We start from the raw sequence: 26,171 nt of genomic DNA on the forward strand, positions 1-26,171 counted from the left end.
GGCGCTACTGCGCCGGCTTCGGAGCGGGCGCGGACGGCGCGGTTCCCGCAGTCGCCTTCACGCCGCTCGCCGGGGGCGTGGTGATGTGGATCGCGCCGGCAGGGACACCGGTCGGCGCCGTCACTACGGTTGGAGCGCCGGCGGGGCCGCCCGGCATGCCCGGTCCGCCGAAGTTGTTCGCCGGCTGCGGGTGCTGCTTCTGGTAGTCCGCCATCCACTGCTGCTCCTGCTTGACGAGCTCCGGATGCTTCATCTGCATGTAGTTCATCATCAGCATCTGATGCAATTGCTGATCGTCCCATGCCTGCTTGGAAGCCGCCTGGAACTGCTCGATCGCCTGGGCGTCGTTCTTCTGCTTCATGTAGAGCTGGCCGAGCGTCATGTGCAACTGCGCGTCGTCCGTGTGCGCGAGCGCCGCCTTGAAGTAGTTGATGGCGTCGTTGTCCTGGTGCAGCTGGCCGGCGATCTGGCCCATCAGGATATTGATGGACGCCGCATCGCTGCTCTTGGGATTCTTCGCGAGCGCCGTCTGGTAGTCGGCCAGCGCGGCCTTCATCAGCGCGTCTCGGCTTGGCTGATCCTTCGCGGAAAGCGACTGCATGATGGAGTGGCCGCCTCGAATCGCGGGGTCGTTGATGGTGATCTTGACGCCGGGATCGTCCTTCAGTCCTTTTTCAAAGGTATCCCACGCTTTGCCCTGCTGGGCTTGCGTGTACTGGGCCGTCAGGCTCGCCTTGTTCTTGTCGAAGTCCTTTGGCAGGTTGTCCCGAACTTCGTCCAGTTTGATGATGAAGTAACCGTACTGGGGAGACTTCACCAGATCCGGCGTCACCTGTCCCGGCTGAAGCGTGAACGCGGCCTTCTTGAACTCATCGACATACGTGGTGTTCTGATCGATCCAGCCGTCGTCGCCGCCCTTATCCTTGGTGCCTGGATCTTCCGAATACTGCTTGGCGAGCGCGGCGAAGTCCGCGCCCGGCGCCTTGGCCTTCGCCAGGATGTCCTGCGCCTGCTTGAGCGCCTGCTCGTCGCTGCGCTTCTTGTTGTCGATCAGGATATGGCGGGTGTGGTACTGGCGGTAGGAGTTACGGACATCTTGTTCGGTCACGGGAACCGCGTTCTTGACCTTGTCCTGAAGCTTCTGAAGCAGCACGGACTGGCGCAGGGCGTCATTGTCCACGCGCTCGGTGAATGTCGGCTCGCCGGCCTTGGCGTACGCCGCATCGATATCGGCGATCGTCGCCGTCTTCGGCAGGCTCAGCTTCGTTCGGATGTCATACTGCGTGGCGATATTCTCGCGCGCCTTCGCGAGTTCCGCGTCGGAGACCGTCAAGCCCTGCTTTTCCGCCGTCTGCATATCCAATTTGGTCTGCATGAGCTGATCGAAGCCGCGCACGCCCAGGAAACCGTCCTGCATGATGCTGGAAGGCTGTCCCGACATTTGCTGCATCTGGCGCAGGTTTTCAATTTCCTTATCATACTCGGAGCGCTTGATGTCGAGACCATTGACGGTCGCCACCACCTCATCTCCGTTCGCTGCGGAGTTGGAGACTGCGGCGCCGCCGCGCAGGCTGCTTCCCAAGTTACTGAATGTGGTGATAACCATGGCGACGGTAACGAACCCCATAACCCATGGCGCGCTGCGCTTGAACGACTCGCGCATCGTATTCAAAGACATCTTTTTCTTCCTACTTCAGGCCTCGCCGCCTGTTCGAGATTCGTGCCAAAACGAGAGGTGGCCCGGAGGCCCTCACCCGGCCCTTCGCCAACTCTCTTCATTCGGGGAGAGGGTTAGGAGTAAGATTGGGATCTTTGATCCAAAAGATCTTATCACTAAAACTCTGACTCCCCCTCTCCCAATTTTGGGAGAGCCCGGTACCCGCTTGCGGGTGGAGGGGGGTGAGGGCCAATCGCCTATCCCACCAGCTTAATCAAGCCTTCCAGACATGCGCGCGACGATGCTTCCTTGGTCCCGTGGCCGCCGTAGTGCGTCTCCAGAGACAGATAACCGTCGTAGCCCGAATCGCGCAGGGCCTGGATCTGGCCGGGGAAATCGATGGAGCCCTGCCCCACCACGGTCCATTCCGGCGTAATCTTTCCCGTGGGAACGACGGCGTCCTTCACGTGCACATGTACGATGAAGTCCTTGATCGCTTCGTAGCCCGTGGGAAACGGCTTCTCGCCATCGAAAAAGGCGTTGCCGGGATCCCAGATGGAGCGCAGGGCTTTGGAGCCGACTTCTTCCAATACGCGCGCCGTCTGCGCGCCGGTTCCAAGATAACAGGAATGCTCGTTCTCCAGCCCCAGAATGATCCCCTCGCGCTCCGCCAGCGCCACGGGCTCGGCGAATGCGTCCACGATCAATTCTTCCACCTGCGGCGTCAGCGCACCGCGCTTCCAGAAGGAAAAGACCCGGACAAGGTTGGTGTCGAAAAACTTGGCCGCCGCGATCGCCCGCTCCAGAACCGTGATCTGATCGCCCAAGCCCCGTGCCGAGGCGCTGTGCATGGCGCCCAGCGGACCGTCCACTTCCTCGCCCGGCAGGTCACACTTGTAAAACGGGGAGGCAATGCCGACAACCTGCATGCCGCGCGCATCGATCAGATCCTTAGCTCGCCGCCAGTAATCCTCGGGCGCATCGACGATGTTCTTGTCCCAAATCTGCCGCAGTTCGACGCCTTGGACGCCATATTCGGCCATCACCTCGAGCGCATGGCCCAAGTCGGCGTCAATTTCATCCGTAATGACCGCTAGCTTCATCTCTTTCCCTCCGTCCACTGTCGCCGTGTCCGTGTTTGGGCCCTGAGCGTAAATCCAAATATGGAAACTGCTCCCGTAAAAACTCCTAATTTTAGCCGAAAGACAGGTGTTTGTCAACTTGCGGGGATTGGGTAGAATGGCAGCAAAGAACGAAGGGAGCACTCGGCTTCAAAATGAGCGATCCAAGATTAGACAAACACACCGGCGTCCATCACGAACTATTTGACGAAAATACCGCGCAGGTCGGCGCGCTGGGCGACATCGTGGAGGCGCACGCTGGCGACGCCATGTTCCTGACGCCCGCGGAAAAGAGCGTCGGCGGCGCGGACGGCGGCGAGAGCGATTTCGAAAGCGAGATGCTCGCCACGGATCCGGACGAAGACGCCGGCGACGACGCCTCCGATCGTTACTCCAACGCCAGCGGCGAAAGCGCCTGGGGCACGGATCAAACCGGCTCTGTCGAAGGCATCGCGCGCGGCTTCGGCACCCACCTTCCGCAGGACCTCGGTCGTGACGGCTTCCAGGTCGAAGAGATCCCGGATCAAGCCCTGCAATATCAAGGACGCGCCGTCGTGGCCGGCGAAGAGCTGGACGACTACGATGACGACGATGAGACCAACGGTAAATACGACTCAGAGGAAGCCCTTGCGCACGCGTCCGAACCCGGCGTCAACGTCGTCCAGGGCTCCGCGAACGAAGCATTCCCCGAGCGCATCCCCGTCGCCATCCGCCACCCAGACTCCAGCGACGACGCTCTGGACGCCACGCGCGAGATGAAATAGCATGAAATAGCGCGGCCGAGATCAATAGGTCCGCCCTATCCGCACAAGCTTCACTTGTGCGGATAGGGCGGGACCGACGGCAGGAGCCGGGCCGCGCGAGGGCGAATAAGCCCTTATGAAACCCATCTTCCCCCATACCCTGATTCTGACGATCCTTCTCACGCCCCTCGCCGCCCACGCCGGCGGCGTCCCGCCGATCTCTCCCGATCGCCCCGGCTTCACGAATGGTTCAGATACCGTCGTCCCCGGACTGACGCAGCTGGAAATGGGAATCGCGCAGACCGACTTCGCCGCCGCTTCCGGCGGCGGACACGCTATCGACTATCCCGAAGCCCTCGTGCGCCATGGACTGACGCCCAATCTCGAACTGCGCGCCGCACTGCCCGATTACACCCATCAGGACGGGACGCCCTCGGGATACGGCGACGCCTCCCTCGGGGTGAAGTACAAGTTCTTCCAAAGCCGCGACGGCAACACGAAAGCCGCCCTGACGCCCGCCGTCTCCCTCCCCACCGGCGGCGCCCAGCATGGAACGGGACAGACCGATCCCTCGCTGACCCTCGCCGCCCAGACCGCCAGCGGCGCGCGCTGGGGACTGAGCGCCAACCTCGCCCTCGCCGATCCCACGCAAAACGGCGGGCGCAGCCTGCAAACGGCGCCCAGCGTGTCCGCCTCATACCAGCTCACCCCCGCTCTTTCCACCTACGGCGAACTCTATGACAACTTCCCCCAGCACGGCGGCTCCGCGCCCATTGCCGACGGCGGGTTCACCTTCGCCTCCAGCGCCAATTTGCAATATGACCTGGAAATGGGCGTCGGCCTCGGGAGCGCCGCCCCCATCCGGTTCTTCGGCGGCGGCGTATCCGTGCGCTTTTGAGCGCGCGATTGTGAGGCAGAGGCTCAAAGCCGAAATGCGCCATTTTGCACCATAGTTAAAAATATGGTATCAAATGTGAAATTTTCCGCTTGACAAATGGCGCACCACATGATATAGTTTAAACAGTTCGACGAGAGAAATGAAATCCAGTTTCGATATGAATTTTCGGATTTCTTTATGAAAACGATTGTTGGATCGGCAACTTTGGTACACACAGAACTCGTCTCAACATTAATTATGGTACAGAACCACACAAGTATGGAGGTTTTTTGGATTTCTGAAGTAATTATCACTATTGCGATCTAGTCTAAAATGGCGCAGGTCGCACCGTTCGTAGTTTTTCGTTCACGCCGAAGCGTCCTCATGGGCGGCGTTATGATTATCGGCCTTAGCCGGTCAAGGAGAGAAGTATGATTCGCAAAGAGACCCAATCAGCAAAAGGGTTTACACTGATTGAATTACTAGTTGTTATCGCTATAATAGCAATACTTGCCGCCATCTTGTTCCCCGTCTTCGCCAAGGCAAGAGCTAAGGCCCGGCAGATTGCATGTATTTCCAACGAAAAACAGATCGGTCTCGGAATGATGCAGTATGTGCAGGACTATGACGAGCGTGCTCCGTTCTACCGTGTTGTTATCGACCCTGCCAACGACTGGTGGACCACCAAGATGCTCACTTGGAAGGATTGCATCTATCCCTATATTAAGAGCGGCGGACGGCCCTATAATAACGGTCAGCCCTATGCGGATCATGGAAGCGGCGGCGTGTTCTACTGTCCGGAGAATAGCGCTTCGTGGTCCGCGAAAGATGTCTGGTGGCATCTCAAGTCGTACGACCTCCCCGGCAGCGCCGGAGATGAAACCTCGCGCTTCCCCCGTGGTTACGCCGTCAACAAAGACGCCGGCATTAACGAGAATGGAACTTCAAGCCGGTTCTGGCCGTGCGTCAACGACTCGCCGTGCGGATCGGGGTCTATCGCGATCATCCAGAGCCCGGCCAGCACCATTATGGTGGCCGAATCCCGCCTCCCCTTCGCCGACACCAATGCAGGCTTCACCGCTTACCAGTGTACGAGCGACGGCGTCCCCGCCACCGGACAGTCAACGTCCTGCATTCAGGGGCACGGAGCCGGCATCACCAACTATGTCTTCTTCGACGGGCATGCGAAAGGGATTCGCGCCACCAACGCCATTAAGGACGATCTGTGGGACGCCTACTCAACCACGGGATACGGTCCGGGCCAGCAGCAGAGCGATCTGTCGGGAGCCGGAGCCATCAAGGAATGGTCGGGACAATAATTCGAATGAAATCACCCCTCTGCACATGGCGAAATCGGGCCGTCTTGACGGGCGCCCTGGCATTCGCAGCTTGCATGTCGGGATGCGCCCATCACGACGCGGCTCCCTCGGGGCCGGCGCCGATTGTGAATGCTCCCGCCGGCGCGCCCAACCATATGACGCCAGAGATGCAAGCGCAAATCGAGCACTATAAGTCGCTCTCCGGTAAATAATCCGGCTCTCCCGCCACTGCCCGCAGGGAAATCCCTCCGGGCAGTATTTTCTGACCGAGAAACACTGCGAAGGCGCCGCAATTTGTTTTATTCGAAACATTTGCAATTCAAACACTCAGCGAGGATTCTTCATGCGGAAAAACAACGTCGTTTCCAACACATCCATCGTGACGGCCATGGCGGCCCTCTCCCTCTTCGCCTGCGCCCCCGGCGCGCAGGCGGCCGGGCCGGACAAAACCCTGGCGATGGACTGCTACAACAATGGTTTCTATAACGGCAACGGAACCTTCTACAACACCAACACTCACACGACCGGAAATCAGTTCTGGACCTACGCGGAAGAGATCGAGCTGATGGAGGACGCCGCCGCCGTCAACAGCAAATACAGCAGCGCGGTGACAGCCCTGTGCAACGGCTTTATCGCCGCCTACGGGACCGACTGGTCTGGCAACACCTTCAACGACGATATCCTCTGGGCCTGCATCGCCTTCGCCCGAAGCGGCAACGCCACATTCAAATCTTACGCCGTCAACAATTTCAACAAAGTCTGGGCGCGAGCCTACGACACCAACGTCATCTCCGGCCTCTGGTGGACGACCGCCAAGACCTCCAAAAACGCCTGCGTGAACGGCCCCGGCGCCATCGCCGCTTACCTCGTGGGGAATACGTCCGCCGCCAATACGCTTTGGACGGGCTTTCTCACCAACTCCCGCGTGTGCGATCTCTCCAAATACCGAATCGCCGACCACATCAATAGCGATGGTACGGTGGGCTGGGCCGAATTCACGTATAACCAGGGAACGCTGATCGGCGCGGGAGTGCTGCTCGGGCACAGAGCCGAAGCCAAGATGGCGATGCAGGAGACGCAAAATGCGCTCTGCACGAATGGGATTTTGAATGTGGAGGGAACGGGGACAAACGACGCGGCGGGCTTCAAGGGCGTCTTCGCCCGATGGGCCGGCAAGTACGCCGCCGGCGACACCACCTTCAACGCCTGGCTCGACGCCAACGCGAACCAGGCGTGGGCCGAACGCAACTCGTCGGGACTAGTATGGTCGAACTGGGGCGCCCGCACCTCGGACGGCACGGTGTATTCGTGGGAATGTTCCTCGGGAGCGTCCATGATCGTGAACGCTCCGTAACACAGCCATCAGTCGTTGAGGATGTCGGGCGCGAGCGCGACATCCTCATACAACTCAGCCAAAGAAAGCGTGACATCAATCGCGGAGAGCGAAAACGCGCCGCTCAGCCCTTCTTCCGTGTGAACGAGCCAATCGACATCATTATGGCGCGTGTAAATTTCCACACGCGCCATATCCTGATTGATAATGACATAGTGCTCAAGCGACTCTATCTGCTGATAGAGCCGCCATTTGGGACCACGATCTTTAGACTCGGTTGACCCAGAAAGTATCTCAAAAATCACCGATGGATTGAGTAAAGTATCGAGATATTCTCCATCTGCGTAATTGGGTTCTCCACAGACGACGGTAAGATCCGGATAGAGGAAGTTTGCCGACCGCACCCGAACTCTAAGGTTTCCGCCTTTCGGTTTGCAAGGCTTTCTCCGTAACGCGTTGCTGAGATCACGTGTCAGATTTACGACGATTGTTTCATGGCGGCCGCTCGCGCCAGACATCGCCAGCACTTCACCCGCGATATATTCGCTTTTGAAATCCGCCATTCGATCTCTTACGAGATATTCTTCTGGTGTGATAAATGGTTCCGAGGGTTGTGCAGCCATGGAATTGTCCTTTACTGCTCAATGTTACCACAGAATCTTCACCAGAACCAACCTTGAATGAACAAGCGGCTCTCACTACGAGAACCCGAGCACGGGGTGCGGGGTGTAGGGGTCTTCTAAGGATTTGATTTCTTCGGGCGTCAGCGTGATCGACAGGGCGGCGATGGCGTCTTCGAGGTGGCGCGGTTTGGTGGCGCCGACAATCGGCGAGGTGACGCCGGGCTTTTGCAGGAGCCATGCAAGGGCGACCTGGGCGCGCGGGAGGCCGCGCAGTTCGGCGATTTCGCCGACGCGCTCGATCACTTGCCGATCGGCGTTCTCGGTGCGGCTGTACATCGTCTTCCCGAAGGTGTCCGTTTCGCCGCGCGCCGTGCTCGGCTCGCTTTCCCAGGCGCGCGCCAGTCGGCCGCGCGCCAGCGGGCTCCATGGGAGCACCCCGATCCCCTCAGCGAGGCAAAGCCCCATCATCTCCCGCTCTTCTTCTCGGTACAGCAAGTTGTAATGGTTCTGCATCGAGACGAACTTACTCCAGCCATGATGCTCGGAGAGATAAAGCGCCTTGCAGAACTGCCAGGCGTACATCGACGACGCGCCGATATAGCGCGCCTTGCCGGCCTTCACCACGTCGTGCAGCGCTTCCAGGGTCTCTTCGATCGGGACTTCGTGATCCCAGCGATGGATCTGGTAGAGATCGATATAATCCGTGCCGAGACGCTGCAGGCTGGCGTCGATCTCCGCGAAGATCGCCTTGCGCGACAATCCCGCGCCGTTGACGCCGGGACGCATGCGGCCATGGACTTTGGTCGCGATCACCAGGTCCTCGCGCTGCGCGTACTCTTTGATCGCCCGGCCCAGAATCTCTTCGCTCGATCCCGCCGAATAAACGTTGGCGGTATCAAAAAAGTTGACGCCAAGCTCCAGAGCGCGCGCGATATACGGGCGGCTCTGCTCGTCATCCAGACTCCATGGGTGAGCCCCGCGATTGGGATCGCCATAGCTCATGCATCCCAGACAGATACGCGATACCTTCAGACCTGATTTGCCAAGGTTGACATACTCCATGCAGTGATATCCTTTATGGTGATTGATCGAAACTCTGGACGCCGGTCCCAGCGAGGCGTGCGGAAACGACGGGGAGCACGCCCGAAACCGGGATCGGCGGCTCGCAGACTCTCTCGTTTGATAAACGCCATTGGGAGTAATTCGTTCCTTTCGTAACATTCCCTTAACATTCGCCGCTCGCAGCGGTCCATAAGATGCGCTATCGCTCGTGTCGTAAGATAACGATTATTAGCAAAATCTAATATACGCATGGATAAAGTTAATATTCTCTTAACACATCCGTCGGATGTGTGCTGGTAGAATCAAGGGGTCCCATGATTCTCGATACGAATATCCTTTCGGGAGATAATGAAATATGAACACTCGACGCCAAGGCTTTACGCTGATTGAATTACTCGTCGTAATCGCCATAATCGCGATTCTTGCGGCTATCCTTTTCCCGGTCTTCGCCCAGGCTCGCGAGAAGGCCCGCGCCATCTCCTGCGCCTCCAATCTTCGCCAGCTCGGAATCGCTTACGTTCAGTATAATCAGGACTACGACGAATATACGCCGGTCATCTCCAAGCAGAAGCTGCCAGGGGGAATCGACGGCACGGGTTACGTGCAAACGTGGTACATGCTGCTTCAGCCTTACGCCAAGAGCATCAAGCTGTTTGTTTGCCCGGACCGCACCCAGCCGTCCACCGCCAATGGATGCGACGATAACTTCTATAACAACGATGTTTGCTTGGGTTATGGATACAACGACGGCGTTGTGAGCGATGGCGGATACGGCCTGATCGGCGCGCAGATCAAAGACGCGAACAATAAAGCGCTGCGCCCCGGCCGCAACATCGCTCAGTTCGACAGCCCCTCCAATATGGTCGCGTTCGGCGACACCTACGACAACCCTGGATACTCTGTCGCGCTGGACAACATCCTGGCGGGCACCCTGCCGGCGACCACCGGAACTTCGTCGCTTCGCCACAACCAGCGCTTCAACTTCTGCTTCGTGGACGGCCATGTCAAAACGATCGCGTTCCAGGCGGGATTATTCAACGGCAAGTTTATTGGACGGCCGGCGAACCAGAGCGACGCTTTGAAATGGTGCTATAGCTCCACTGCGGTCGGAGATTACAGCCAGATCTCAGGCGGCGCCTCTGGCTATCCCCTCAACGGCGATGGCGAAACGTGCGCTCAGGTGGTGAGCGATATCTACGCTACCGGCACGGTAACTCCGTAATCGGAACGTGTCGTCAAGAGGAAGCCGCCCCCAGCCTTGGCAGAGGCGAGGGGCGGTTTCCAATCCATGCCGGCTCCGAATCGCAATTTTTGAATTTGCCCGACGATTCCATAGACAGGAAAGACCCCATGAAGGCTCTTGGATCTTCGGCCGGAGCGCTGGCGGTCGCCGCCGGCCTTCTCGCCATTTCACTGGCCGGATGCGCGAGCAACAGCGCCTCATCACTCCCTCCCGGCACGAACGTGACGCCTCCGCAAAGCGCGGCGACCATCGCCCAGGAAGAGCAGATGCGCCAGCAGCACAACGCTCAGAAGAATCAATAATCGATGTTGCGCACCTAAGGCTGGCGATGGAAATCGCCACGGAAGGAATGCGCAGCATCCATCAATAAACCCCTTTACGACGCCTCGCGCGTACACCTCGGAGGATCTATTATGCACGCACGTCTCGGCCTTGCCGTCTTTGGCCTCGCCGCCCTCGCCACTCTTTCCCCCGCGCACGCGGACGCCCCGGCGGCTCCGGCGGCCCCTCTGCTCACGGCGACGACGCCGGTCGCCGTTCCCGGCGGACCGGGCAAGTTCGACTGGATGATGATCGACGCGGCCCGGCATCATTTGCTGGCGTCCCATCCCAGTCACAAGACACTCGTGATCTACGATCTCGTCAAGGGCGACGTGAAGCAGATCGACACGGACGGCGCGATCAACGGCGAGGCCGTGGATGAAGCCGACAACAAACTGTTTGTCGGCGGCGGCAACCAAAAGGTCGTGGCGTTCGATCTCACCACCCTCGACAAGCTCGGCGAGGTCGCGCTGACCGGCCCCGCCGACGCCATTCTCTTCAACGCGAAAAACGGCGTCCTGTACGCCGACCATGACGACGGCGCCGAAGTTTGGATGATCGACCCGAAGACGCTCAAGATCAATGGCTCCGTGGCGATCGCCGACGCTCCCGAGGCCATCGAATACGATCCTGCGACCGACCGGCTGTATCAGAACATCAAGCCATCCAACTGCGTCCAGGTCATCAACCCGGCGACCAACAAGGTGGAGGCGACCTGGCCGACCGCGCCGATGACTTCCCCGCATGGCATCGCGATCGACAGCGCCGGCGGCCGGATCTTCGCCGCCGGGCAGGGCAAGGTCGATCTGATGGATATCAAAACCGGCAAAGTGCTTGCGACCGTGGATATTGAGCCGGGATATGTCGATCAAATCGCATTCGACTCCAGCCGCAAGCGTCTTTACTGCGCGAGCAGCGCCGGGGTAATCTCCGTGGTGGATGAGACGGCGGACGGCGCGACGCTCGCCGGCAAAGTCACGGTCCCGAAGGGAACGCATACGCTCGCCGTGGATCAGTCCACGGGCGATGTCTGGATTTCTTACTCCGACGCCGCCGGCAGCAATCTCCAGAAGTGGTCGCCCGCGAAATAAGCCGCAACATCAATATCGAGAGTCCCATGTCACAAATCACACGCCGTCAATTTCTTCAGTCCGCCGGAGGCATTACCTTCCTGGCGCTGATGCCCGTCGGTCGCGGCCTCTTCGCCGCGACCGACCCCACCCTGCCCCGCTTCACCGCGCTGCCCTATCTCCAGCCGGGATACGCCAGCCATCTCAAGCATGGCGAGGAAAGCGTCGTCATCGCCTGGCAGACCGAGCACACCCCGACCGATTTCCAGCTCCAGTTCGGCCCCACGAACGCCTACGGCAAAAAGGGCGCGATCACCCGCACCGAGCGATGGCAGGGTCCCAATGACGCCGATCGGCGCTTCAATTACGCCGCGTCGCTGACGGGCCTGCATCTGAACACACGGTATTCGTATCGCCTGGTCGGCAACGGCAAGACGATCGCCGAAGGCGAATTCACGTCGCGCAAAGGGCGCGGCGAGAAGGTCAAATTCGTCGCCTTCGGGGATAACTCTTACGGCGATCCCGGCGAGCTGGCGGTCGCCTATTACGCCTATCAGTCGCACCCGGATTTTATCATGAACACCGGCGACAACGTCTATGAAAGCGGCCTGGATCACGAGTACGCCAAGTACTTCTTCCCGGTTTATAACGCCGATGTGGCCGACCCCAAAGTCGGGGCGCCGCTGCTGCGCTCGGTCCCGTTCTATACGGTCCTCGCCAACCACGACGTCCACCACAAAGATCCCAACAAGCGGCCCATCGCCAACTTTGACAAGGACCGCGACGCCCTTGCCTACTACACGGCGATGCACCTGCCCTTGAACGGCCCCAAAACCACGGGCAGCTCCACGCCCACGATGGGCGACGCCGCGCTTATCAGCGACTTCCACGAATGCGCCGGTCCTCGCTACCCGCAGATGGCGAACTATTCGTTCGATTACGGCGACGCGCATTTCCTGTGCCTGGACTCGAACGTCTACATCGACCCCACCAACGCCGCGCTGCGCGACTGGATCTCCGCCGATCTGAAGGGAACAGACGCCCTCTGGAAGTTCGTCGTCTACCACCATCCGGCGTTCAATGTGGGCGACAATCACTACAAAGAGCAGCAGATGCGCGTGCTCTCCCCGCTCTTTGAAGCCCATGGCGTCGATTTCTGCCTGCACGGCCACGAGCACACCTACCAGCGCACCATGCCCCTGCGCTTCGCGCCAACTGACACCACCAACGCCAACCCGAACCACGCCGACGACCGTCGCGTCCCCGGAACCTTCACGCTGGACACGAAGTTCGACGGCGCCGCTCACACCAAGCCTGACGGCGTCCTCTACATCACCACGGGGGCCGGCGGCAAGGAGCTCTACGATCCCGGCTTCGACACCGATCCGACAAAGTGGCTCCACGAAGACGACAAAAACGTCGCGTACGTCTCCAAGTTCGTCTCCAGCGTCCACTCCTTCACCGTCATCGAAATCGACGGCCCCTCGCTCACACTCACACAGATCGACGAAAACGGCGTGGAACTCGACAAGATCCACGTCACCAAGGCGTAATTTGGCGGCGAACAAGAGTATACGGCGCGTTCCCCATGGGAAACGCGCCGTTTTTTCATGCCGTCTCGCAAATCTGTCCTGCGGGTACACTATGGGATATGAGCGATGCAAAGTTCGACCAAATCCTGCGCGGCGCGGATCCGCGGGAGTGTATCGTCGCGCTGGAAACCGGCGACCGCGACGCCACCTTGTTTATCCGTAACGCGGACGGGGTTTCCCAGGTCAGCGTCCCATTTGTTCCCTGGCTGATTACCGACAGCGCGCAGTCGTTCCCTGGCGCGGAAGTGACGGAGCTGGAAGGCGAAGGACATCGCTTTCTGACCCGCTTTCCCAGTGGCTGGCGAGCGTATCAAGAGGCGAAGCGCGCTCTGCGCGATACTCCCCAGGTCTCGGTGATGCAGTACGGCAGCGCGGCCAAGCAGTTTCTCATCGCCGGCGGATATACGCTCTTCAAAGGCATGGCGTTTGACGATGTCGTGCGCATGCAGATCGATATCGAAACGACCTCGCTCGATCCCATGGCCGTGGGCGCGGGCATCTTCCTGATCTCCATCTCCGACACGCGCGGGTTCCAAACGGTGCTGAGCGGGACCGAATCGTCAATGCTGCGCGAGCTGCTGGCGATTGTCGCCGAGCGCGATCCCGATGTCATCGAAGGCCACAACTTCTACTCCTTCGACGCGCCTTATATCCTGGCTCGCTGCGCGGACCTGGGCGTCGCGCCCACGTTTGGGCGTCTCGGCGTCCCGGCCAGTGTCGGCATGGAGCGCAACTGCGCCATCGGCGGCAACTCGCGTCCGTACACCCCGATCTACTTCCATGGGCGGCACATCCTCGACACGCTCTTTCAAGTGCAGCGCTTCGACTGGGCGAAGGCGCAGTTGTCGTCTTACGGTCTGAAGGAGTGCGCGCAGACTTACGGCATCGCGCCGCCGGACCGTGTCTATTTAGACCGCTCGGATATCGTCGAGATTTACAAAGCCGATCCCGAAAAAGTAAAGACTTACGCCTTGCAGGACGTTCAGGAGACGGGGGCGCTGGCGGCGCTGGTCGCGCCAACGGAGTTCTACCAGACGCAGATGGTTCCGGACACCTTTCAGAGCGTCGCGGTGACCGGCAGCGGCGAGAAGATTAACTCCATCTTTGTCCGCGAGTATTTACGGCAAGGCCGCGCGATCCCCAAGCAAAAACCGTCCAAGCCCTACCCCGGCGGCTACACCGAAGTGCGCGTCACCGGCGTCATCCGCCCCATCGTCAAGGCCGACGTCGAAAGCCTCTACCCCAGCCTCATGCTCGTTAACAAGATCGCGCCCGCCTCCGACAGCCTGGGCGTCTTTCTGCCCCTGCTCGCCGAACTCACCAATCGCCGCCTCGAAGCCAAGCGCAAGCTCAAAACCGCTGGCGAAGACACGCACGAGCACCACTACTGGGACGGCCTGCAAAACTCGTTCAAGACCCTGATCAACTCGTTCTACGGCTACATCGGCGGCCCGTTTTATTTTAACGACTTCGACGCCGCCCGCCGCGTGACCGAGGCCGGACAGGAGATCGTCAAGCAGATCGCCGCCGACCTGGAAACGCACGGGTCGCGCGTCATCGAGATCGACACCGACGGCGTTTACTTCCAGCCCCCGCCCGATGTCCGCACGCCCGAGGAAGAGTACGTCTACGTCGACAAGATTGGGAGCGCCCTGCCGCAAGGCATTCGCCTCGCGCACGACGGCTCCTACGCCGCCATGATCTCCCTGAAGATGAAGAACTACGTGCTGGAGGAGCACGGCGGCCGCAAGATCTTCAAAGGCTCGTCCCTGCGCTCCCGCTCCGACGAGCGCTACGGCCGCCGCTTCCTCAACGACGCCGTCGATCTCTTGTTAGCCGACCGTCTGGACGATCTCGCGCAGCTCTACAAAGATCTGATCGTCAAGATCGAGGCCGACCAGATGCCCATCGACCAGCTCGCCAAACGCGAACGCGTCACCGAGAAGTTCCTGAACTCCGAGATGCGTAAACGCGCTGCTGAGGCGATCAAAAACGCCGACATCAAACAAGGCGACTTCGTCGCCTTGTATCAAAGAGCGGACAAATCCCTCGCCCTTCTCGAAGACTACAACCACGACGCCGACACCGAATACTACGCCGCCAAACTGCACAAATTCGCCTCCCGCCTTCGCGAAGCCGTCGGCGAAGACCAGTTCGACACGCTTTTCCCCAAGCCGCTCCCAATCAAAAAGCGGCCCGATCCCTCGCAGATGACGATGGATTTATTTGGCTAAGATCGCATTCGGTCTTGACAGTTTTCGATTCTGTAATTATAATTATTTCAGTATGGCGGCAAGCAGCAAATTTTCCATCGCGGTTCACGTTCTTTCCTGCCTGGAGTACTCCGACCGGCAGTGGGGCCAGCCCCAGATGAACTCGGCGGACCTCGCTCTGAGCGTGAACACCAATCCGGTGATCATTCGTAACCTTTTGAGCGAGCTGAGCAAGGCGGGCCTGGTGATCTCGAAGGAAGGAAAAGGCGGCGGAGCGCGTCTCGCCAGAGCGGCGTCCGCGATTACGCTCGACGAAGTTTACGCGGCGGTCGAGCGCGCCGAAATGCTGGCGCGCAATCCGCGCCCGGCGCATCTGCCGTGTTCAGTGAGCTGCGGCGTTAAGAACGCGCTGGAGCCTGTGCTCGGCAGCGTCAATCACGCCATACTGAGCGCACTGAAGGAAAAAAATCTCAGCGAGATCGTCGATCAAATTATGGGCGTCTGATCGGCGCTTATTATTTGCCGAAAACTGTAATTTATTTTATTACAGTTAATAATGATAAGGAGAAAACAAATGCGTTATCAGATCTTTGGAAGACGGACCGGCCTGCGCGTTTCGGAGCTGTCGCTCGGATGCGGGACGTTTGGCACAACCTGGGGCTACGGCGCGGAGCCGGCGGAGGCGCGCCGGATCTTTGACAGTTACGTGGAAGCGGGCGGCAACTTCTTCGACACCGCCGACGCCTATCAGTCGGGAGAATCCGAGCGCCTTCTCGGCGAGTTCATCGCCGCAAACCGTGATGATTTCGTCGTTGCGACCAAATATACAATGGCGATCGCGCCGGGCGCCGGGATCTCCGTCACCGGCAACAGCCGCAAGAACATGGTCCGGGCGGTCGAGGCGAGCCTGAAACGGCTGAACACGGATCGGATCGATCTTTACTGGGTTCACCACGCCGACGAAGTCACGCCGATGGATGAGATCATGCGCGGCCTCGACGATCTGGTCCGCGCCGGCAAGATCCTCTATATCGGCCTTTCCGATTTCCCGGCGTGGCGGACGGCCTATGCGGCGACGCTGGCCGATATGCGCGGCTGGGCGCCGCTCGCCGGCCAGCAGATCGAATACAGCCTGGTCGAGCGCACCCCGGAGCGCGACCTGCTGCCGATGGCGCAGGCGTTTGGTCTGGGAACGGTCGCATGGTCTCCGCTGGGCGGCGGCCTGCTCACGGGCAAGTATCGAAGCGGCGACAAAGACGCGCGGTCCGGGTCGAACCTCGCCGCCCTGCTGCACGTCGAAAATGACGCCCGCAAAACCGCAACTCTGGATGCGCTGGAGACCGTCGCGGAGGAAATCGGATTCGATCCGGGGCAGACGGCAATCGCCTGGGTGCTCGCCAAAGGACACATCCCCATCCTTGGCCCGCGCACGCAGGCTCAGCTCGCCGGCAATCTCGGCGCCGTAAACGTGACGCTTTCCGCCGACCAAATCCAGCGCCTCGACGACGCCAGCGCGATCTCTCTGGGATTCCCGCACGAGCTGAAGACACGCTTTGCGGAAGTGCGAGAAGGCACGATGGGCGGCGTCCCGCATCTGTTCGACCTCTCGCCCATCCCCGTGCGATAAAAAATCGCCCTTCTCACGCCGACCAAGGGCGTGAGAAGGGCGCAGTTTTTCGATTGTGTAATTCTGTAGTAAGGCCGGCGAAATGCATGAAGACGAGAAAGGCGGCGCTCAGAACGCGCCGTCGGGGGCGCGGAAGAATTCGCTGAGCAGGTTTGTCAGCAGGGTCGGGCGCTCGTCCAGGAAATAGTGGCCGCTGTTCTCGATCTTGATGACGCGCGTATGCTTCGCCTGACGCGGGAGTGCGTCTTTGAGCCAGGCGTACCCCGTAGACCCCAGGCCGAGGATCGGCATCTTCAGGTTGTTGTATTTCTTGTTGTCGACGATATCCTTGGGGAAGGCCTGGAACCAGGAGTCCCCGCCATGGATGCCGGCCTGCGTCGCATAGGCGGAGGTGAAGACGGCGCGGTCACGGGCGTCAATGGAGCTCGAATCCTTGGTGAGATAATCGAACGCCCAGTTCTGCAAGATCCCATAGCGGCCGGCAAACAGCTTTTCCGGCAAATCGGGGACCTGCATCACCGAGAACCACCAGGGGAAGAGCGGATGCGCGGCATCGATCTTCTTGCCAAATTTCCCATACTCAGGCAGGATCGGGATCGATTTGAAGGCGTCGTAGGGGTGGGGAACGTCCATCACGGCCAGTTTTCGAGTCGCCTCGGGATGGTTCGCGGCGAAGCTGAAGGCGACCATCGAACCGATATCATGGCCGGCGATATTGACTTTAGTATATCCCAGGTGGCGCACCAGTTGGTAAACGTCCTCGGCCATCGTCTTCTTGTCGTAGCCGCCGGCGGGTTTGTCCGTGGCGCCCATGCCGCGAATGTCCACCACGATGACATGGAAGCGCCGCCCCAGCGCCGGCATGACTTTGTGGTACTCCCACCACGTCTCCGGCCAGCCGGGCAGCAGCACGAGCGGCGCGCCCTTGCCGCCCGCGACATAGTGCATCTGGATTCCATTGACCTTCGCGGAGCCGTTCTCAAAGCCAGGAAGCGTCTTCACAAGCGCGGCGTCCGATGTATCGAATTGGCCGCTCCCCTGCCCCATCGCCGCGCCATGTCCCGCAAGCGCGAACGCCGCCGCCAGCCCCGCGCCGCCTATTCGTATTCGCCGAGAGAGATTCCCAAGTTTCATTGGAGGTTTCCTTTCCATATTTCGTAGCATCATTAGTATCCCGGGCAGGTATTATCAAGGCATTATAAATTCGGCCGAAACGCGTTCCCATGGATCAGGAACGAGGGAATCTCGCCATGCCTTTATCGGAAACCGGAGCTCCGCCGCTCGCGATCGCCCTGTTCGGCCCCATGCGCGTCACCACGAACGGGAGTCCCGCGCCTCGGCTGCGCTCCCGCAAAACCCTCTGGCTCCTCGCGCTGCTGACCCTGCGCCACGGCCGGCCGATCGAGCGCGAATGGATTGCGGGAACCCTGTGGCCCGAGACGACCCAGAGTCAGGCGTACGCCGGTCTGCGGCCGATCCTCACCGAACTGCGGCAAATGCTTCAAGCCGAGAGTCATCGTCTCCAATCCCCGAGCCGGCATACCCTTCTTCTGGATCTGGATGGCGCGGAGATCGACGTGATCACGTTCGACGCCGCGATGGCGTCCCAGAATCCGGCGGCGATCGAGCGCGCCGCCGCTCTGTATCACGGTCCGCTGCTGGAAGGGTGTTTCGAGGAATGGGCGCTGCCGGAGCGCGCCCAGCGGGAAAAGCAGTGCCTGACCGCCCTGCGAATGCTGTCGCAAAACGCCCTCGCCGCCGGAAACGCCGGCGCCGCGGCAGAGTTTTGCCGGCGCGCGGCGGCCATCGATCCATGGCGCGACACAGCGCAGCGCGAATGGATGGAGGCCCTGGTCCAGGCCGGAGACAGCAACGCGGCGCTTCAGGTCTACCGAGACTTCGTCCATCTTCTCAGCAGCGATCCCCAGGCGGCGCCCGACGCCCAAACCACCCTCCTTTACACACGTCTGCGCAAGGAAGCGCGCCGCCGCAACGCGCCGCCGGCGCCCGCCGGCGGGGAAGGCGAGACGGAGAAAACGGCTCCTCAGAGCGCCGGATATCTGCCCAGCCCGTTGACGGAGATGATCGGCCGGGAGGACGAGCGGGTGGATCTGGCGGCCAGGCTGGGACGCTCCCGGCTGGTGACCATTACCGGCCCGGGCGGCGTCGGCAAGACGCGCCTGGCGATCGGAGTCGCAAACGATGCGCTCGCGCGCTATCCCGACGGCGTTTGGATGACGGCCCTGGAGACGCTCACGGACGGCGCCATGGCCGCGTCCTGCATCGCCTCCCACCTGGGAGTGCGTGAAGAGGCCGCGCGCGCCCCGCTGGAAAGCCTGACGGACCATTTGCGCCACAAAAAGCTCCTGCTGGTGCTCGACAACTGCGAGCATCTTCTGGACGCCTGCGCGCGGATCGCGGCGCATCTGCTGCGAGAATGCCCGGGCGTGCGGATCCTGGCGACGAGCCGCGAAGCGCTGGGGATCGTGGGAGAAACCGCCTGGACGACTCCTTCGCTGGATGTCCCCGCGCCGGACCATCTTCCGGCGGGACACGCGACACAAGTCCGCGTCCTCTCAGGCTATGAAAGCGTGCAGCTATTTGTCGAGCGGGCGCAGGCGGCGAACCGCGCGTTCGCGCTGACGGGAAACAACGCGCTCTCGGTCGCCCGGATCTGCTATCAGACGGAAGGGATCCCGCTCGCCATCGAACTCGCCGCCGCGCGCATCAAGTCCATGACGCCCCAGCAGATCGAAAACCATTTGGACGATTATCTAGGGCTCCTGAGCCTCGGCGGACGCGCTTCGGCCTCCCGCCAGCAAACGCTGCGCGGGACATTCGATTGGTCTTACGCCCTGCTCAATGACCAGGAGCGTCGGCTGCTCGCCCACCTTTCGGTCTTTGCCGGCGGCTGGAGCGTGGAGGCGGCGGAGCAAGTCCATTCCGGCGAGTCCGCCCCCAGTACGCAAATCCTCAATTTGCTGACTTCCCTGGTGGATAAATCCCTGGTCGTGTTTGAAGACCAGGAATGGAACGGAAATGGCCGCTACCGTCTGCTGGAGATGGTGCGTCAATATGCATCCGAGCGCTTGCTGGAAAGCGGAGAGCTGGATCAAGTCCGAGCACGGCATTGCGATTGGTGTCTCTCACTCGCGGAAGAGGCGGAGGCGCACGCCAATCAGCCGGACTCACACTTATGGAACGCTCGGCTGGAGAAGGAGCACGGCAATCTGCGCGCGGCGCTGCGGTGGTCCGCTCAGGACACGCGGCGCTCCGGAGCCTACTTAAAACTGGCCGGCGAGATGCGAACTTTCTGGTACATGCAGGGATATTACTCGGAGGGCCTGGAACATCTGCGAACGGCCTTAGAGGGGACGGATCCGCAGCCCCCGGCCATCGCGCGAGGGACGGCGCTGAACGGCTTAAGCGTCCTGCTGTATTGTCAAGGGCGACAGATTGAGGCGAGAGAAGCGCTGCGGGAGGCGCTGGAGATACACAGAGCGCTGGAAGACACGGCGGGAATCGCCCGGTCTCTCGCCAATCTCGGCAATATCGAATGCGCGCTGGGAAATTACGCCTCGTCCATGACGCTCTTTGAGGAAGCGCTCGCGATTCGCCGTGAAATTGACGACAAGGCGGGAATCGCTTCGTCGCTCATCGCGCTCGGCGCGATATCGATCGTGAGGGGCGATTATCTGACGGCGAGAACCCAGTACGCGGAGGGCCTGAAGATGCGAAGAGAGATCGGCGTCACGCATCTGATCGCGAATGCGCTTACCAAGTGCGGAGATATCGATCATCTCCAAAAGGAGTACGCGTCGGCCCAGCGGCAGTATGAAGAGGCGCTGGCGATCTATGGCGCAAGCGGCAACCGACGCGGCGTGGCCGACTGCCTGGGCTGTCTGGGCAACGTCGCGCTCGCGCGAGGCGATGAGGTTTCCGCGCGCGCTTTTTATGACGACAGCCTGCGCGTTCGCCGAGAGCTGGGAGAGCAAAGAGGCGTCGCCACGCTGCTGTCCTGTCTCGCCAGCGTCTCCCAATCCGAGGGCGACTACGAAACGGCGCGAACCATGCATCAAGAAAGCCTGAGCCTCCAGCGAGAGCTGGAAGACAAACACGGCATCGCCCGAAGCCTTCAGGGGCTGGCGGAAGCCCTGCTGGCGCAAGGCCGCGCCGGAGAGGCGGCGACGCTCTTTGGGGCGTCTCACGGGCTGCGCGCCAGTCTTACCGCCGCTCTCACGGCGCGCGAACAAGAAACCGATCAACACCACATCGATCAATTGGGCCAAGCGCTGGCGCCGGACGCCGTCGCCCAGGCCTGGGAACGAGGCCGCGCGATGACCTGGGCGCAGGCGGTGGAGCACGCCCTTGCGGACGATCGGGCCGCTGGCGAACTTCCCGCGCCTCAGTAAGCTCTGCGCTATTGAGCGCCGCCCGCCTTCATAAACCCCTGCCCCCCAAGCCAGTACAACAGATCCGCCGTCCAGGGATGGACGTGGGTGAAGGGCGGCGTGTCGTCGCCCAGTCCGACGCCATGTCCGCCATGTTGGTAGATGTGCAGGTCGAAGGGGACATGGTTCTTTTGGAGCGCCTGCGCGAACATCAGGCTGTTCTCCACGGGAACGACATTGTCTTCCTGGGTCGCCCAGACAAAGCATGGGGGCGTCTGAGCCGTCACCTGCTGCTCGCTGGACATGCGCGCAATCGCCGCAGCGCTTGCATTGGCTCCCAGCAGGTTGTCGCGGCTGCCCTCATGCGTGAACGGCTTAGCCATGGTGATTACCGCGTAGCAAAGCACGCCCAGATCCGGACGCGAGCTTTCACGCTCGATCGGATCGGCCGCCTTGGGGTCGCCGGCGTCAAAATGGGTGGCGAGGCTTGACGCCAGATGCCCGCCGGCGGACGATCCCATGACGCCCACGCGATGCGGATCGATCTTCCAATCGGCTGCCTTCGCCCGAATCGTCCGGATCGCCCGCGACGCATCCCCCAACTCCACCGGATCGTGATAGCCATGCGATCCCAATCGGTATCTGAGCACGAACGCCGCGATCCCATGCTGATTGAGCCATAGCGCATAGGCCGATCCTTCATGGTCCATGACCACGCCGGCGTAGCCGCCCCCCGGCAGAACCAGCATCGCCGCGCCCGTCGCCTTGCCGGCGTCCGGCAGGTAAGGCGTCAGCGTCGGAATATCGTCCGGCGTCGTCCCGTGCGCCCCGGGAGCGTCGCCGGCCCAGAGACGCATCTCCGCCGGAGCGGGCGTCTCTGCGCGTGTGTTGGACGCAGTATTAATGGTTAACATCGTTAGTCCTAAGAGTAGAAAGGTTTCGATTTTCATAAGCGTTTGAAGACGGCGCGACTGACCAGAGAGTCTTTCCAGTCACAACTCGACAGAGCGGCCGGAATTGGTGTTTAGATAGCGCCGTCTCCTTCGATCATCAATCGATACAAATACCACTCCTTCATACGATTGGCGCCCAGCCCTTCGTAGACCTTCTGGGCGTTGACGTTCCAGTCCAAACACGTCCACTCCATTCGGCCGCAGCCGCGTTCATGGGCGAGGGCGATGCAGTGGCTGAGCAGCGCCTTGCCGACACCGCGCTTGCGGTGGTCGGGGAGCACGAAGAGGTCTTCCAGGTAAAGGGTCGGCTTGGCGAGGAAGGTGGAGTAGGTCTCGAAGATGAAGGCGTAGCCGACCGGGCCGGGCGCGCCGTCGATTTCGGCGAGGTAGGCTTCAAACTTCGGCCGGTCGCCAAAGCCATGGTCGATCAGGCGGGCGCGCGCGTCGGCGTCGGGCGGCGGCAGGCGCTCAAAGTCGGCGAGAGCCGTGATGAGCGAGATCAGCGAATCGGCGTCGGCGCGCTCAGCGCGCCGGATGATCGGAGTTTCCATGGTGTGGTTGTACCCGAAAGTGTCAACGGCAGCCGGAAGAATCCAATAGCGCCTGGACGGCGAGCTCTAAATCGTCGGTGCAGCGCGCAACGGTGGCGCGGCGGCTCAGACGGTAGGTCTCCGTGTAGCGCGCCAGATCGATCGGAGCCCCGACGCGCACGATGGCCTTGCGCATGCCGCGCAGGCGCGCCTCGCCAAAGACTTCGATCTCCAGCCGGCGAATGTTGTCCGCCATCCGCTCGGGCGTGGGCTTGGCGCGCACATAGTTGTCTTCCACGGCGATCCAGTTGGCGACGCGGTTCAAATCACGCACCAGAGGCTTCACGCGCGCGGCTTGCTCGCGATGCAGCTGTTCCCGGTAACGCGTCCGCTCGGCGTGCGGATCGTCGCTGGTGACCTCATAAACGTGGTTCATGATGGCGCGCATCCGCTCCGGCAGCGTCATCTCTCCCGTGAACGCAAACCCCGTCAGCGCCGCCGCGCGGTCGAGCAGCACGGACTTCATCAGCTCCATCCGCCCGGTCAGGTCCGCGCCGGGGCGCACACGCTCGGCGGGATCGACTTTGACACCGTATTCGTCTTCCAGATCGCCGAGCATCGCGATGCCGATCCGGCGCAGACGGTCATACGAATTGCCGGTCATCGATTCGCGTCCCAGCACCGCGCGCTCCAGGCCGGTCAGGGCGCGGTCGATCGGGACGGTCATATCCTCGACAAAGCAATAGCGCACGGCGACCGGCAGCAGCGCAATGGTTTCGCCTTCCCGCCCCTGCTTGCGCAAATCATCCATCGCCCAGAACGCCAGCTGCGCGACGCCCGATTGGAACGGCAGCAGTGTGTCGTTCTGCGAATAAACCTCGCCTTCGGGAAAGATCACGACCTTGCCGCCATTCTCGGCGAGCAGATCCCGAGTCATCCGAAACGATTCCCGGTCCGCCGTTCCGCGCACAACGGAATATGCGCCCAGCCGTTCGATGATCATGCCCCATAAGCCGAACCAGGAGTTAAAATTCTCGCGGCAGGCCAGATAATAAAACGGCAGATCCGCCGCCTGGGACAGGGCAAACAACAAAGCGGGATCGCAATTGGTGGGGTGGTTAGGAGCGATCAACAGACGACTGCCGCTCAGAGATCGCATCAGCGCCAGATCGGCGGGCGAAATCTCCACTTCGGACACGGCGCAGCCATGGCGCAAAAGCATCGGCAGCATCCGATACACAAGACGCAGGAGCGTGGAATTCAAATGGGGTGGACGAAAATCCATGCCCTCCGCGCGGCGTGGCGCCGCAGAAACGCCGGGGCCTGAAAGTGTCATATGGAATTCATTCGTGACGGCTTCGAAAAGTTCCTGCCGCAATCACCGCATTTGAGCCTTTTTGCAGTAAAATACCCTATAGGAAAATACATACAAAATGTACGCCCCGCCGTTCACCCCACGCTCGGTTTACAGGAATTAGCAATGAATACGATCCGTACTCGCGCAGCCTTTACTTTGATTGAGCTCCTCGTCGTCATCGCCATCATCTCGATCCTCGCCGCCATTCTCTTCCCGGTCTTCGCGAAGGCCCGGGAGAAGGCCCGGCAGATATCCTGCATGAGCAATTTGCGGCAGCTGAATTTAGGATTTCAGCAGTACACTCAGGACAATGACGAGATCCTTCCGGGATCGACGGATAGCGGCCGAGGAGGAAGCGGAATCCTTGGCGGCTGGACATACTTCTCCGCTGTCCACCAATTCGATCCGTCGCTCGGCAGCGTCTACCCCTATGTCAAGAGCGCGCAGATCTATGTCTGCCCAAGCGATTCCGACGGCCAGAACGGCCGCCAAAGTTACGCAATCAACGGATGCGCGCAGCTGGATCCGATCAACAATGTCAATCAGGGAAAAACGCTGGCCTCTTTCGACGCCCCGGCCGACAATATGCTGCTCGGAGAGGAAGCCGACCAGAACAACCAGGCGAAATCCACGGATGACGGTTTTCTTGTGGGATCAGGCAACTACTTCTCTTCCCGTCACACCGGCGGTTCGAACGTTTCGATGATCGACGGCCACACCAAGTGGTTCGGCTACGACACCCTGAACACGCGGCGTATTATGGACGGAGGCGATGGCAAGTCGGCGTGCGCCGGCGGTTAGGATGGGGCGCCGCAGGACGAGAGGTCATCCCTCTCGTCCCTTATTTTTTGCCTAGCGCGAAGTCGATTCGCTCCTGCAAAGGCGGGTGGGAAAATAGCCAGAACTTGATGAACGGCGGCGGGTTGGGATCGGACAGGTTCTGCTCGGACAGTGACACGAAGCCGCGCGCCATCGCCGCCCGGTCGCCCGTGACTTGCAGGCCGTAGGCGTCCGCCGCATGCTCCACACGGCGGGACTGCCAGTTCACGATCGGCTCGGAGAAGAAACTGAGCGCGCTGACGACAAGAAAGATCGCCGGGATCGCGGCGTAATCACGCGCGTCGCGCAATCTCCAGCGATCTCCCCAGCGCGCGATCAACCGATCGTAACACCCGCGCGCCAGCGGCAGCGCGATCAGCAATCCCGCGAAGGTTTCCAGAAATCCCCAATAGAGATGCTTGAGCACATAGTGCCCCATCTCGTGCCCCACAATCGCCACGACTTGATCGGGCGGCATCTTCTTCAGTGTGGTGTCCCAGAGCACGATCCGCGCCGACGTCCCCACCCCGTTCACATAGGCGTTGGTCTCATCGGTCTGCCGGCTCTTGTCCGCCACCAAAATCGGCGCATCCGGAATGCCGGCCGTCGCCGCCAGCGCTTCGATCCGTGTTTTCAAGGGGCCGGGCGCCATCGGCGTGAATTTATTGAAAATAGGATCGACGATCAGGGGCGACGCGAACATGCCGACGGCGATCAGCGGTATGCACGCCAGCCACAATCCTAGCGGCCAGCGGCGCGGCGAGCGCCCCATCAGCCAGAAGACGAGCCAGAGCACGGGAACGGTCGTCGCCACGTCCACCAGATGCGACTTCGCGACATCGCCCATCCACGCCCCGAAGCTTTGATGAGAAAGGCCGTAAGCGTGGTCGAGCCAGTAGCCGCTGTACAGAATGAGCGGGAGGCGAATCACCCAAAACGCCAGCGTGAATAGCACGTAATACCAGAGCAGCGTGAGAAACCGCCGCTGGGAGAGCCGTTCCGCCAGATCCCGCAGGCGCGCGGATAGCCCCGTCGTCAGCAGCGCCCAGAGCGCCAGCAGTCCGTACGCCGTCCCCGCAAAATACAGAAGATACCGGGTCTGGGAGTATCGACGGGCGGCGGGAGTGACAACCGGCGGCCGCACTTCCTCAGACGACGCCCCAAGAGACGCCCGCGCCAGCGCGCCCGACGGCGAGACCAGTTCCGGCGGCGCGGAGCGCATGCCCATTCGCGGCGGAGCGGCGCCAATGGGAAGACAGCAAAGCAGGAGCAGAAGCGCGAGCAGAGTACGCATGGGAGGCCTTTCGAAACACAGCGGCG

The 26,171-nt window shown here is 60.9% G+C and carries 23 protein-coding genes; 14 read left to right on the forward strand and 9 right to left on the reverse strand.

Features of this window, described 5'->3' with window-relative positions; all coding sequences use genetic code 11:
* Positions 1 to 4 precede the first annotated feature (4 nt).
* Both D5261_RS02825 and D5261_RS02830 read right to left on the reverse strand, forming a co-directional pair.
* A complete protein-coding gene (locus D5261_RS02825) occupies positions 5 to 1,678 on the reverse strand; it encodes a peptidylprolyl isomerase (RefSeq protein ID WP_119323959.1) in 1,674 nt (557 codons plus the stop codon).
* A 236-nt stretch (positions 1,679 to 1,914) separates the two neighbouring features.
* On the reverse strand, positions 1,915 to 2,760 hold the full coding sequence (locus tag D5261_RS02830; protein WP_119323960.1) for a sugar phosphate isomerase/epimerase family protein: 846 nt from the start codon (positions 2,758 to 2,760) through the stop codon (positions 1,915 to 1,917).
* Between the two features lie 173 nt (positions 2,761 to 2,933).
* On the opposite strand from D5261_RS02830, the gene D5261_RS02835 reads away from it, so the two are divergent.
* The 5 genes from D5261_RS02835 (at position 2,934) to D5261_RS02855 (ending at position 7,071) form a co-directional block, all read left to right on the forward strand.
* Positions 2,934 to 3,542, forward strand: coding sequence for a hypothetical protein (locus tag D5261_RS02835; RefSeq protein ID WP_119323961.1), 609 nt, complete (start codon positions 2,934 to 2,936; stop codon positions 3,540 to 3,542).
* Between the two features lie 115 nt (positions 3,543 to 3,657).
* Complete coding sequence (locus tag D5261_RS02840; RefSeq protein ID WP_119323962.1) at positions 3,658 to 4,419, forward strand: transporter; 762 nt, start codon at positions 3,658 to 3,660, stop codon at positions 4,417 to 4,419.
* A gap of 410 nt (positions 4,420 to 4,829) precedes the next feature.
* Entirely contained in the window at positions 4,830 to 5,717 is an 888-nt protein-coding gene (locus D5261_RS02845; protein ID WP_218025728.1) for a prepilin-type N-terminal cleavage/methylation domain-containing protein, read from the forward strand.
* 5 nt (positions 5,718 to 5,722) lie between these two features.
* Positions 5,723 to 5,929: a hypothetical protein gene (locus D5261_RS02850; RefSeq protein ID WP_301002409.1), complete on the forward strand. Its 207-nt coding sequence runs from the start codon at positions 5,723 to 5,725 to the stop codon at positions 5,927 to 5,929.
* Between the two features lie 131 nt (positions 5,930 to 6,060).
* Positions 6,061 to 7,071 (forward strand): glycoside hydrolase family protein, encoded by a 1,011-nt coding sequence (locus D5261_RS02855; protein ID WP_119323963.1) that lies wholly within the window; start codon positions 6,061 to 6,063, stop codon positions 7,069 to 7,071.
* Positions 7,072 to 7,079: 8 nt separating this feature from the next.
* On the opposite strand, the gene D5261_RS02860 is transcribed toward D5261_RS02855, so the two are convergent.
* The gene (locus D5261_RS02860) at positions 7,080 to 7,673 is read right to left on the reverse strand and encodes a Uma2 family endonuclease (RefSeq protein ID WP_119323964.1); all 594 of its coding nucleotides are present in this window, start codon (positions 7,671 to 7,673) and stop codon (positions 7,080 to 7,082) included.
* 75 nt (positions 7,674 to 7,748) lie between these two features.
* Positions 7,749 to 8,735 carry an aldo/keto reductase gene (locus D5261_RS02865; protein WP_119323965.1) on the reverse strand — a complete coding sequence of 329 codons (987 nt, stop codon included), beginning with the start codon at positions 8,733 to 8,735 and terminating at the stop codon, positions 7,749 to 7,751.
* 355 nt (positions 8,736 to 9,090) lie between these two features.
* Here D5261_RS02865 and D5261_RS02870 point away from each other — a divergent pair, with 355 nt between their 5' ends.
* From D5261_RS02870 to D5261_RS02900, 7 genes are all read left to right on the forward strand, one after another.
* Positions 9,091 to 9,957, forward strand: a complete 867-nt coding sequence (locus D5261_RS02870; RefSeq protein WP_119323966.1) for a prepilin-type N-terminal cleavage/methylation domain-containing protein — start codon at positions 9,091 to 9,093, stop codon at positions 9,955 to 9,957.
* A gap of 128 nt (positions 9,958 to 10,085) precedes the next feature.
* A complete protein-coding gene (locus tag D5261_RS02875; RefSeq protein WP_119323967.1) occupies positions 10,086 to 10,280 on the forward strand; it encodes a hypothetical protein in 195 nt (64 codons plus the stop codon).
* 111 nt (positions 10,281 to 10,391) lie between these two features.
* Positions 10,392 to 11,390 (forward strand): YncE family protein, encoded by a 999-nt coding sequence (locus D5261_RS02880; RefSeq protein ID WP_119323968.1) that lies wholly within the window; start codon positions 10,392 to 10,394, stop codon positions 11,388 to 11,390.
* A gap of 26 nt (positions 11,391 to 11,416) precedes the next feature.
* The gene (locus tag D5261_RS02885) at positions 11,417 to 12,922 is read left to right on the forward strand and encodes a purple acid phosphatase family protein (RefSeq protein ID WP_119323969.1); all 1,506 of its coding nucleotides are present in this window, start codon (positions 11,417 to 11,419) and stop codon (positions 12,920 to 12,922) included.
* Between the two features lie 98 nt (positions 12,923 to 13,020).
* Positions 13,021 to 15,195 carry a DNA polymerase domain-containing protein gene (locus tag D5261_RS02890; protein WP_165864529.1) on the forward strand — a complete coding sequence of 725 codons (2,175 nt, stop codon included), beginning with the start codon at positions 13,021 to 13,023 and terminating at the stop codon, positions 15,193 to 15,195.
* 52 nt (positions 15,196 to 15,247) lie between these two features.
* Positions 15,248 to 15,679: an Rrf2 family transcriptional regulator gene (locus tag D5261_RS02895; protein WP_119323971.1), complete on the forward strand. Its 432-nt coding sequence runs from the start codon at positions 15,248 to 15,250 to the stop codon at positions 15,677 to 15,679.
* Positions 15,680 to 15,748: 69 nt separating this feature from the next.
* Complete coding sequence (locus tag D5261_RS02900) at positions 15,749 to 16,801, forward strand: aldo/keto reductase (RefSeq protein WP_119323972.1); 1,053 nt, start codon at positions 15,749 to 15,751, stop codon at positions 16,799 to 16,801.
* Between the two features lie 108 nt (positions 16,802 to 16,909).
* Here the strand turns inward: D5261_RS02900 and D5261_RS02905 are convergent, their stop codons facing one another.
* On the reverse strand, positions 16,910 to 17,935 hold the full coding sequence (locus tag D5261_RS02905; RefSeq protein WP_119323973.1) for an alpha/beta hydrolase: 1,026 nt from the start codon (positions 17,933 to 17,935) through the stop codon (positions 16,910 to 16,912).
* Between the two features lie 116 nt (positions 17,936 to 18,051).
* Here D5261_RS02905 and D5261_RS02910 point away from each other — a divergent pair, with 116 nt between their 5' ends.
* A complete protein-coding gene (locus D5261_RS02910) occupies positions 18,052 to 21,213 on the forward strand; it encodes an ATP-binding protein (RefSeq protein WP_165864530.1) in 3,162 nt (1,053 codons plus the stop codon).
* A gap of 8 nt (positions 21,214 to 21,221) precedes the next feature.
* On the opposite strand, the gene D5261_RS02915 is transcribed toward D5261_RS02910, so the two are convergent.
* From D5261_RS02915 to D5261_RS02925, 3 genes are all read right to left on the reverse strand, one after another.
* A complete protein-coding gene (locus tag D5261_RS02915) occupies positions 21,222 to 22,106 on the reverse strand; it encodes an alpha/beta hydrolase (protein WP_218025729.1) in 885 nt (294 codons plus the stop codon).
* 110 nt (positions 22,107 to 22,216) lie between these two features.
* Entirely contained in the window at positions 22,217 to 22,696 is a 480-nt protein-coding gene (locus D5261_RS02920; RefSeq protein WP_119323975.1) for a GNAT family N-acetyltransferase, read from the reverse strand.
* A 22-nt stretch (positions 22,697 to 22,718) separates the two neighbouring features.
* Positions 22,719 to 24,011 (reverse strand): lysophospholipid acyltransferase family protein, encoded by a 1,293-nt coding sequence (locus D5261_RS02925; RefSeq protein WP_125206251.1) that lies wholly within the window; start codon positions 24,009 to 24,011, stop codon positions 22,719 to 22,721.
* 144 nt (positions 24,012 to 24,155) lie between these two features.
* Between D5261_RS02925 and D5261_RS02930 the strand changes: the two genes are divergently transcribed.
* Positions 24,156 to 24,833 carry a type II secretion system protein gene (locus tag D5261_RS02930; RefSeq protein WP_119323977.1) on the forward strand — a complete coding sequence of 226 codons (678 nt, stop codon included), beginning with the start codon at positions 24,156 to 24,158 and terminating at the stop codon, positions 24,831 to 24,833.
* A 40-nt stretch (positions 24,834 to 24,873) separates the two neighbouring features.
* Here D5261_RS02930 and D5261_RS02935 read toward each other — a convergent pair whose 3' ends face one another.
* The gene (locus D5261_RS02935; protein WP_165864531.1) at positions 24,874 to 26,145 is read right to left on the reverse strand and encodes a M48 family metallopeptidase; all 1,272 of its coding nucleotides are present in this window, start codon (positions 26,143 to 26,145) and stop codon (positions 24,874 to 24,876) included.
* Between the last annotated feature and the right edge of the window lie 26 nt (positions 26,146 to 26,171).

The organism is Capsulimonas corticalis (assembly GCF_003574315.2).
GTDB classification, from domain to species: Bacteria; Armatimonadota; Armatimonadia; order Armatimonadales; family Capsulimonadaceae; genus Capsulimonas; species Capsulimonas corticalis.

Excerpts from the sequence above, each read along its gene's own strand:
- D5261_RS02825 (WP_119323959.1), bottom strand. The coding sequence starts at position 1,678 with ATGTCTTTGAATACGATGCGCGAGTCGTTCAAGCGCAGCGCGCCATGG.
- D5261_RS02830 (WP_119323960.1), bottom strand. The coding sequence starts at position 2,760 with ATGAAGCTAGCGGTCATTACGGATGAAATTGACGCCGACTTGGGCCAT.
- D5261_RS02835 (WP_119323961.1), top strand. The coding sequence starts at position 2,934 with ATGAGCGATCCAAGATTAGACAAACACACCGGCGTCCATCACGAACTA.
- D5261_RS02840 (WP_119323962.1), top strand. The coding sequence starts at position 3,658 with ATGAAACCCATCTTCCCCCATACCCTGATTCTGACGATCCTTCTCACG.
- D5261_RS02845 (WP_218025728.1), top strand. The coding sequence starts at position 4,830 with ATGATTCGCAAAGAGACCCAATCAGCAAAAGGGTTTACACTGATTGAA.
- D5261_RS02850 (WP_301002409.1), top strand. The coding sequence starts at position 5,723 with ATGAAATCACCCCTCTGCACATGGCGAAATCGGGCCGTCTTGACGGGC.
- D5261_RS02855 (WP_119323963.1), top strand. The coding sequence starts at position 6,061 with ATGCGGAAAAACAACGTCGTTTCCAACACATCCATCGTGACGGCCATG.
- D5261_RS02860 (WP_119323964.1), bottom strand. The coding sequence starts at position 7,673 with ATGGCTGCACAACCCTCGGAACCATTTATCACACCAGAAGAATATCTC.
- D5261_RS02865 (WP_119323965.1), bottom strand. The coding sequence starts at position 8,735 with ATGGAGTATGTCAACCTTGGCAAATCAGGTCTGAAGGTATCGCGTATC.
- D5261_RS02870 (WP_119323966.1), top strand. The coding sequence starts at position 9,091 with ATGAACACTCGACGCCAAGGCTTTACGCTGATTGAATTACTCGTCGTA.
- D5261_RS02875 (WP_119323967.1), top strand. The coding sequence starts at position 10,086 with ATGAAGGCTCTTGGATCTTCGGCCGGAGCGCTGGCGGTCGCCGCCGGC.
- D5261_RS02880 (WP_119323968.1), top strand. The coding sequence starts at position 10,392 with ATGCACGCACGTCTCGGCCTTGCCGTCTTTGGCCTCGCCGCCCTCGCC.
- D5261_RS02885 (WP_119323969.1), top strand. The coding sequence starts at position 11,417 with ATGTCACAAATCACACGCCGTCAATTTCTTCAGTCCGCCGGAGGCATT.
- D5261_RS02890 (WP_165864529.1), top strand. The coding sequence starts at position 13,021 with ATGAGCGATGCAAAGTTCGACCAAATCCTGCGCGGCGCGGATCCGCGG.
- D5261_RS02895 (WP_119323971.1), top strand. The coding sequence starts at position 15,248 with ATGGCGGCAAGCAGCAAATTTTCCATCGCGGTTCACGTTCTTTCCTGC.
- D5261_RS02900 (WP_119323972.1), top strand. The coding sequence starts at position 15,749 with ATGCGTTATCAGATCTTTGGAAGACGGACCGGCCTGCGCGTTTCGGAG.
- D5261_RS02905 (WP_119323973.1), bottom strand. The coding sequence starts at position 17,935 with ATGAAACTTGGGAATCTCTCTCGGCGAATACGAATAGGCGGCGCGGGG.
- D5261_RS02910 (WP_165864530.1), top strand. The coding sequence starts at position 18,052 with ATGCCTTTATCGGAAACCGGAGCTCCGCCGCTCGCGATCGCCCTGTTC.
- D5261_RS02915 (WP_218025729.1), bottom strand. The coding sequence starts at position 22,106 with ATGTTAACCATTAATACTGCGTCCAACACACGCGCAGAGACGCCCGCT.
- D5261_RS02920 (WP_119323975.1), bottom strand. The coding sequence starts at position 22,696 with ATGGAAACTCCGATCATCCGGCGCGCTGAGCGCGCCGACGCCGATTCG.
- D5261_RS02925 (WP_125206251.1), bottom strand. The coding sequence starts at position 24,011 with ATGACACTTTCAGGCCCCGGCGTTTCTGCGGCGCCACGCCGCGCGGAG.
- D5261_RS02930 (WP_119323977.1), top strand. The coding sequence starts at position 24,156 with ATGAATACGATCCGTACTCGCGCAGCCTTTACTTTGATTGAGCTCCTC.
- D5261_RS02935 (WP_165864531.1), bottom strand. The coding sequence starts at position 26,145 with ATGCGTACTCTGCTCGCGCTTCTGCTCCTGCTTTGCTGTCTTCCCATT.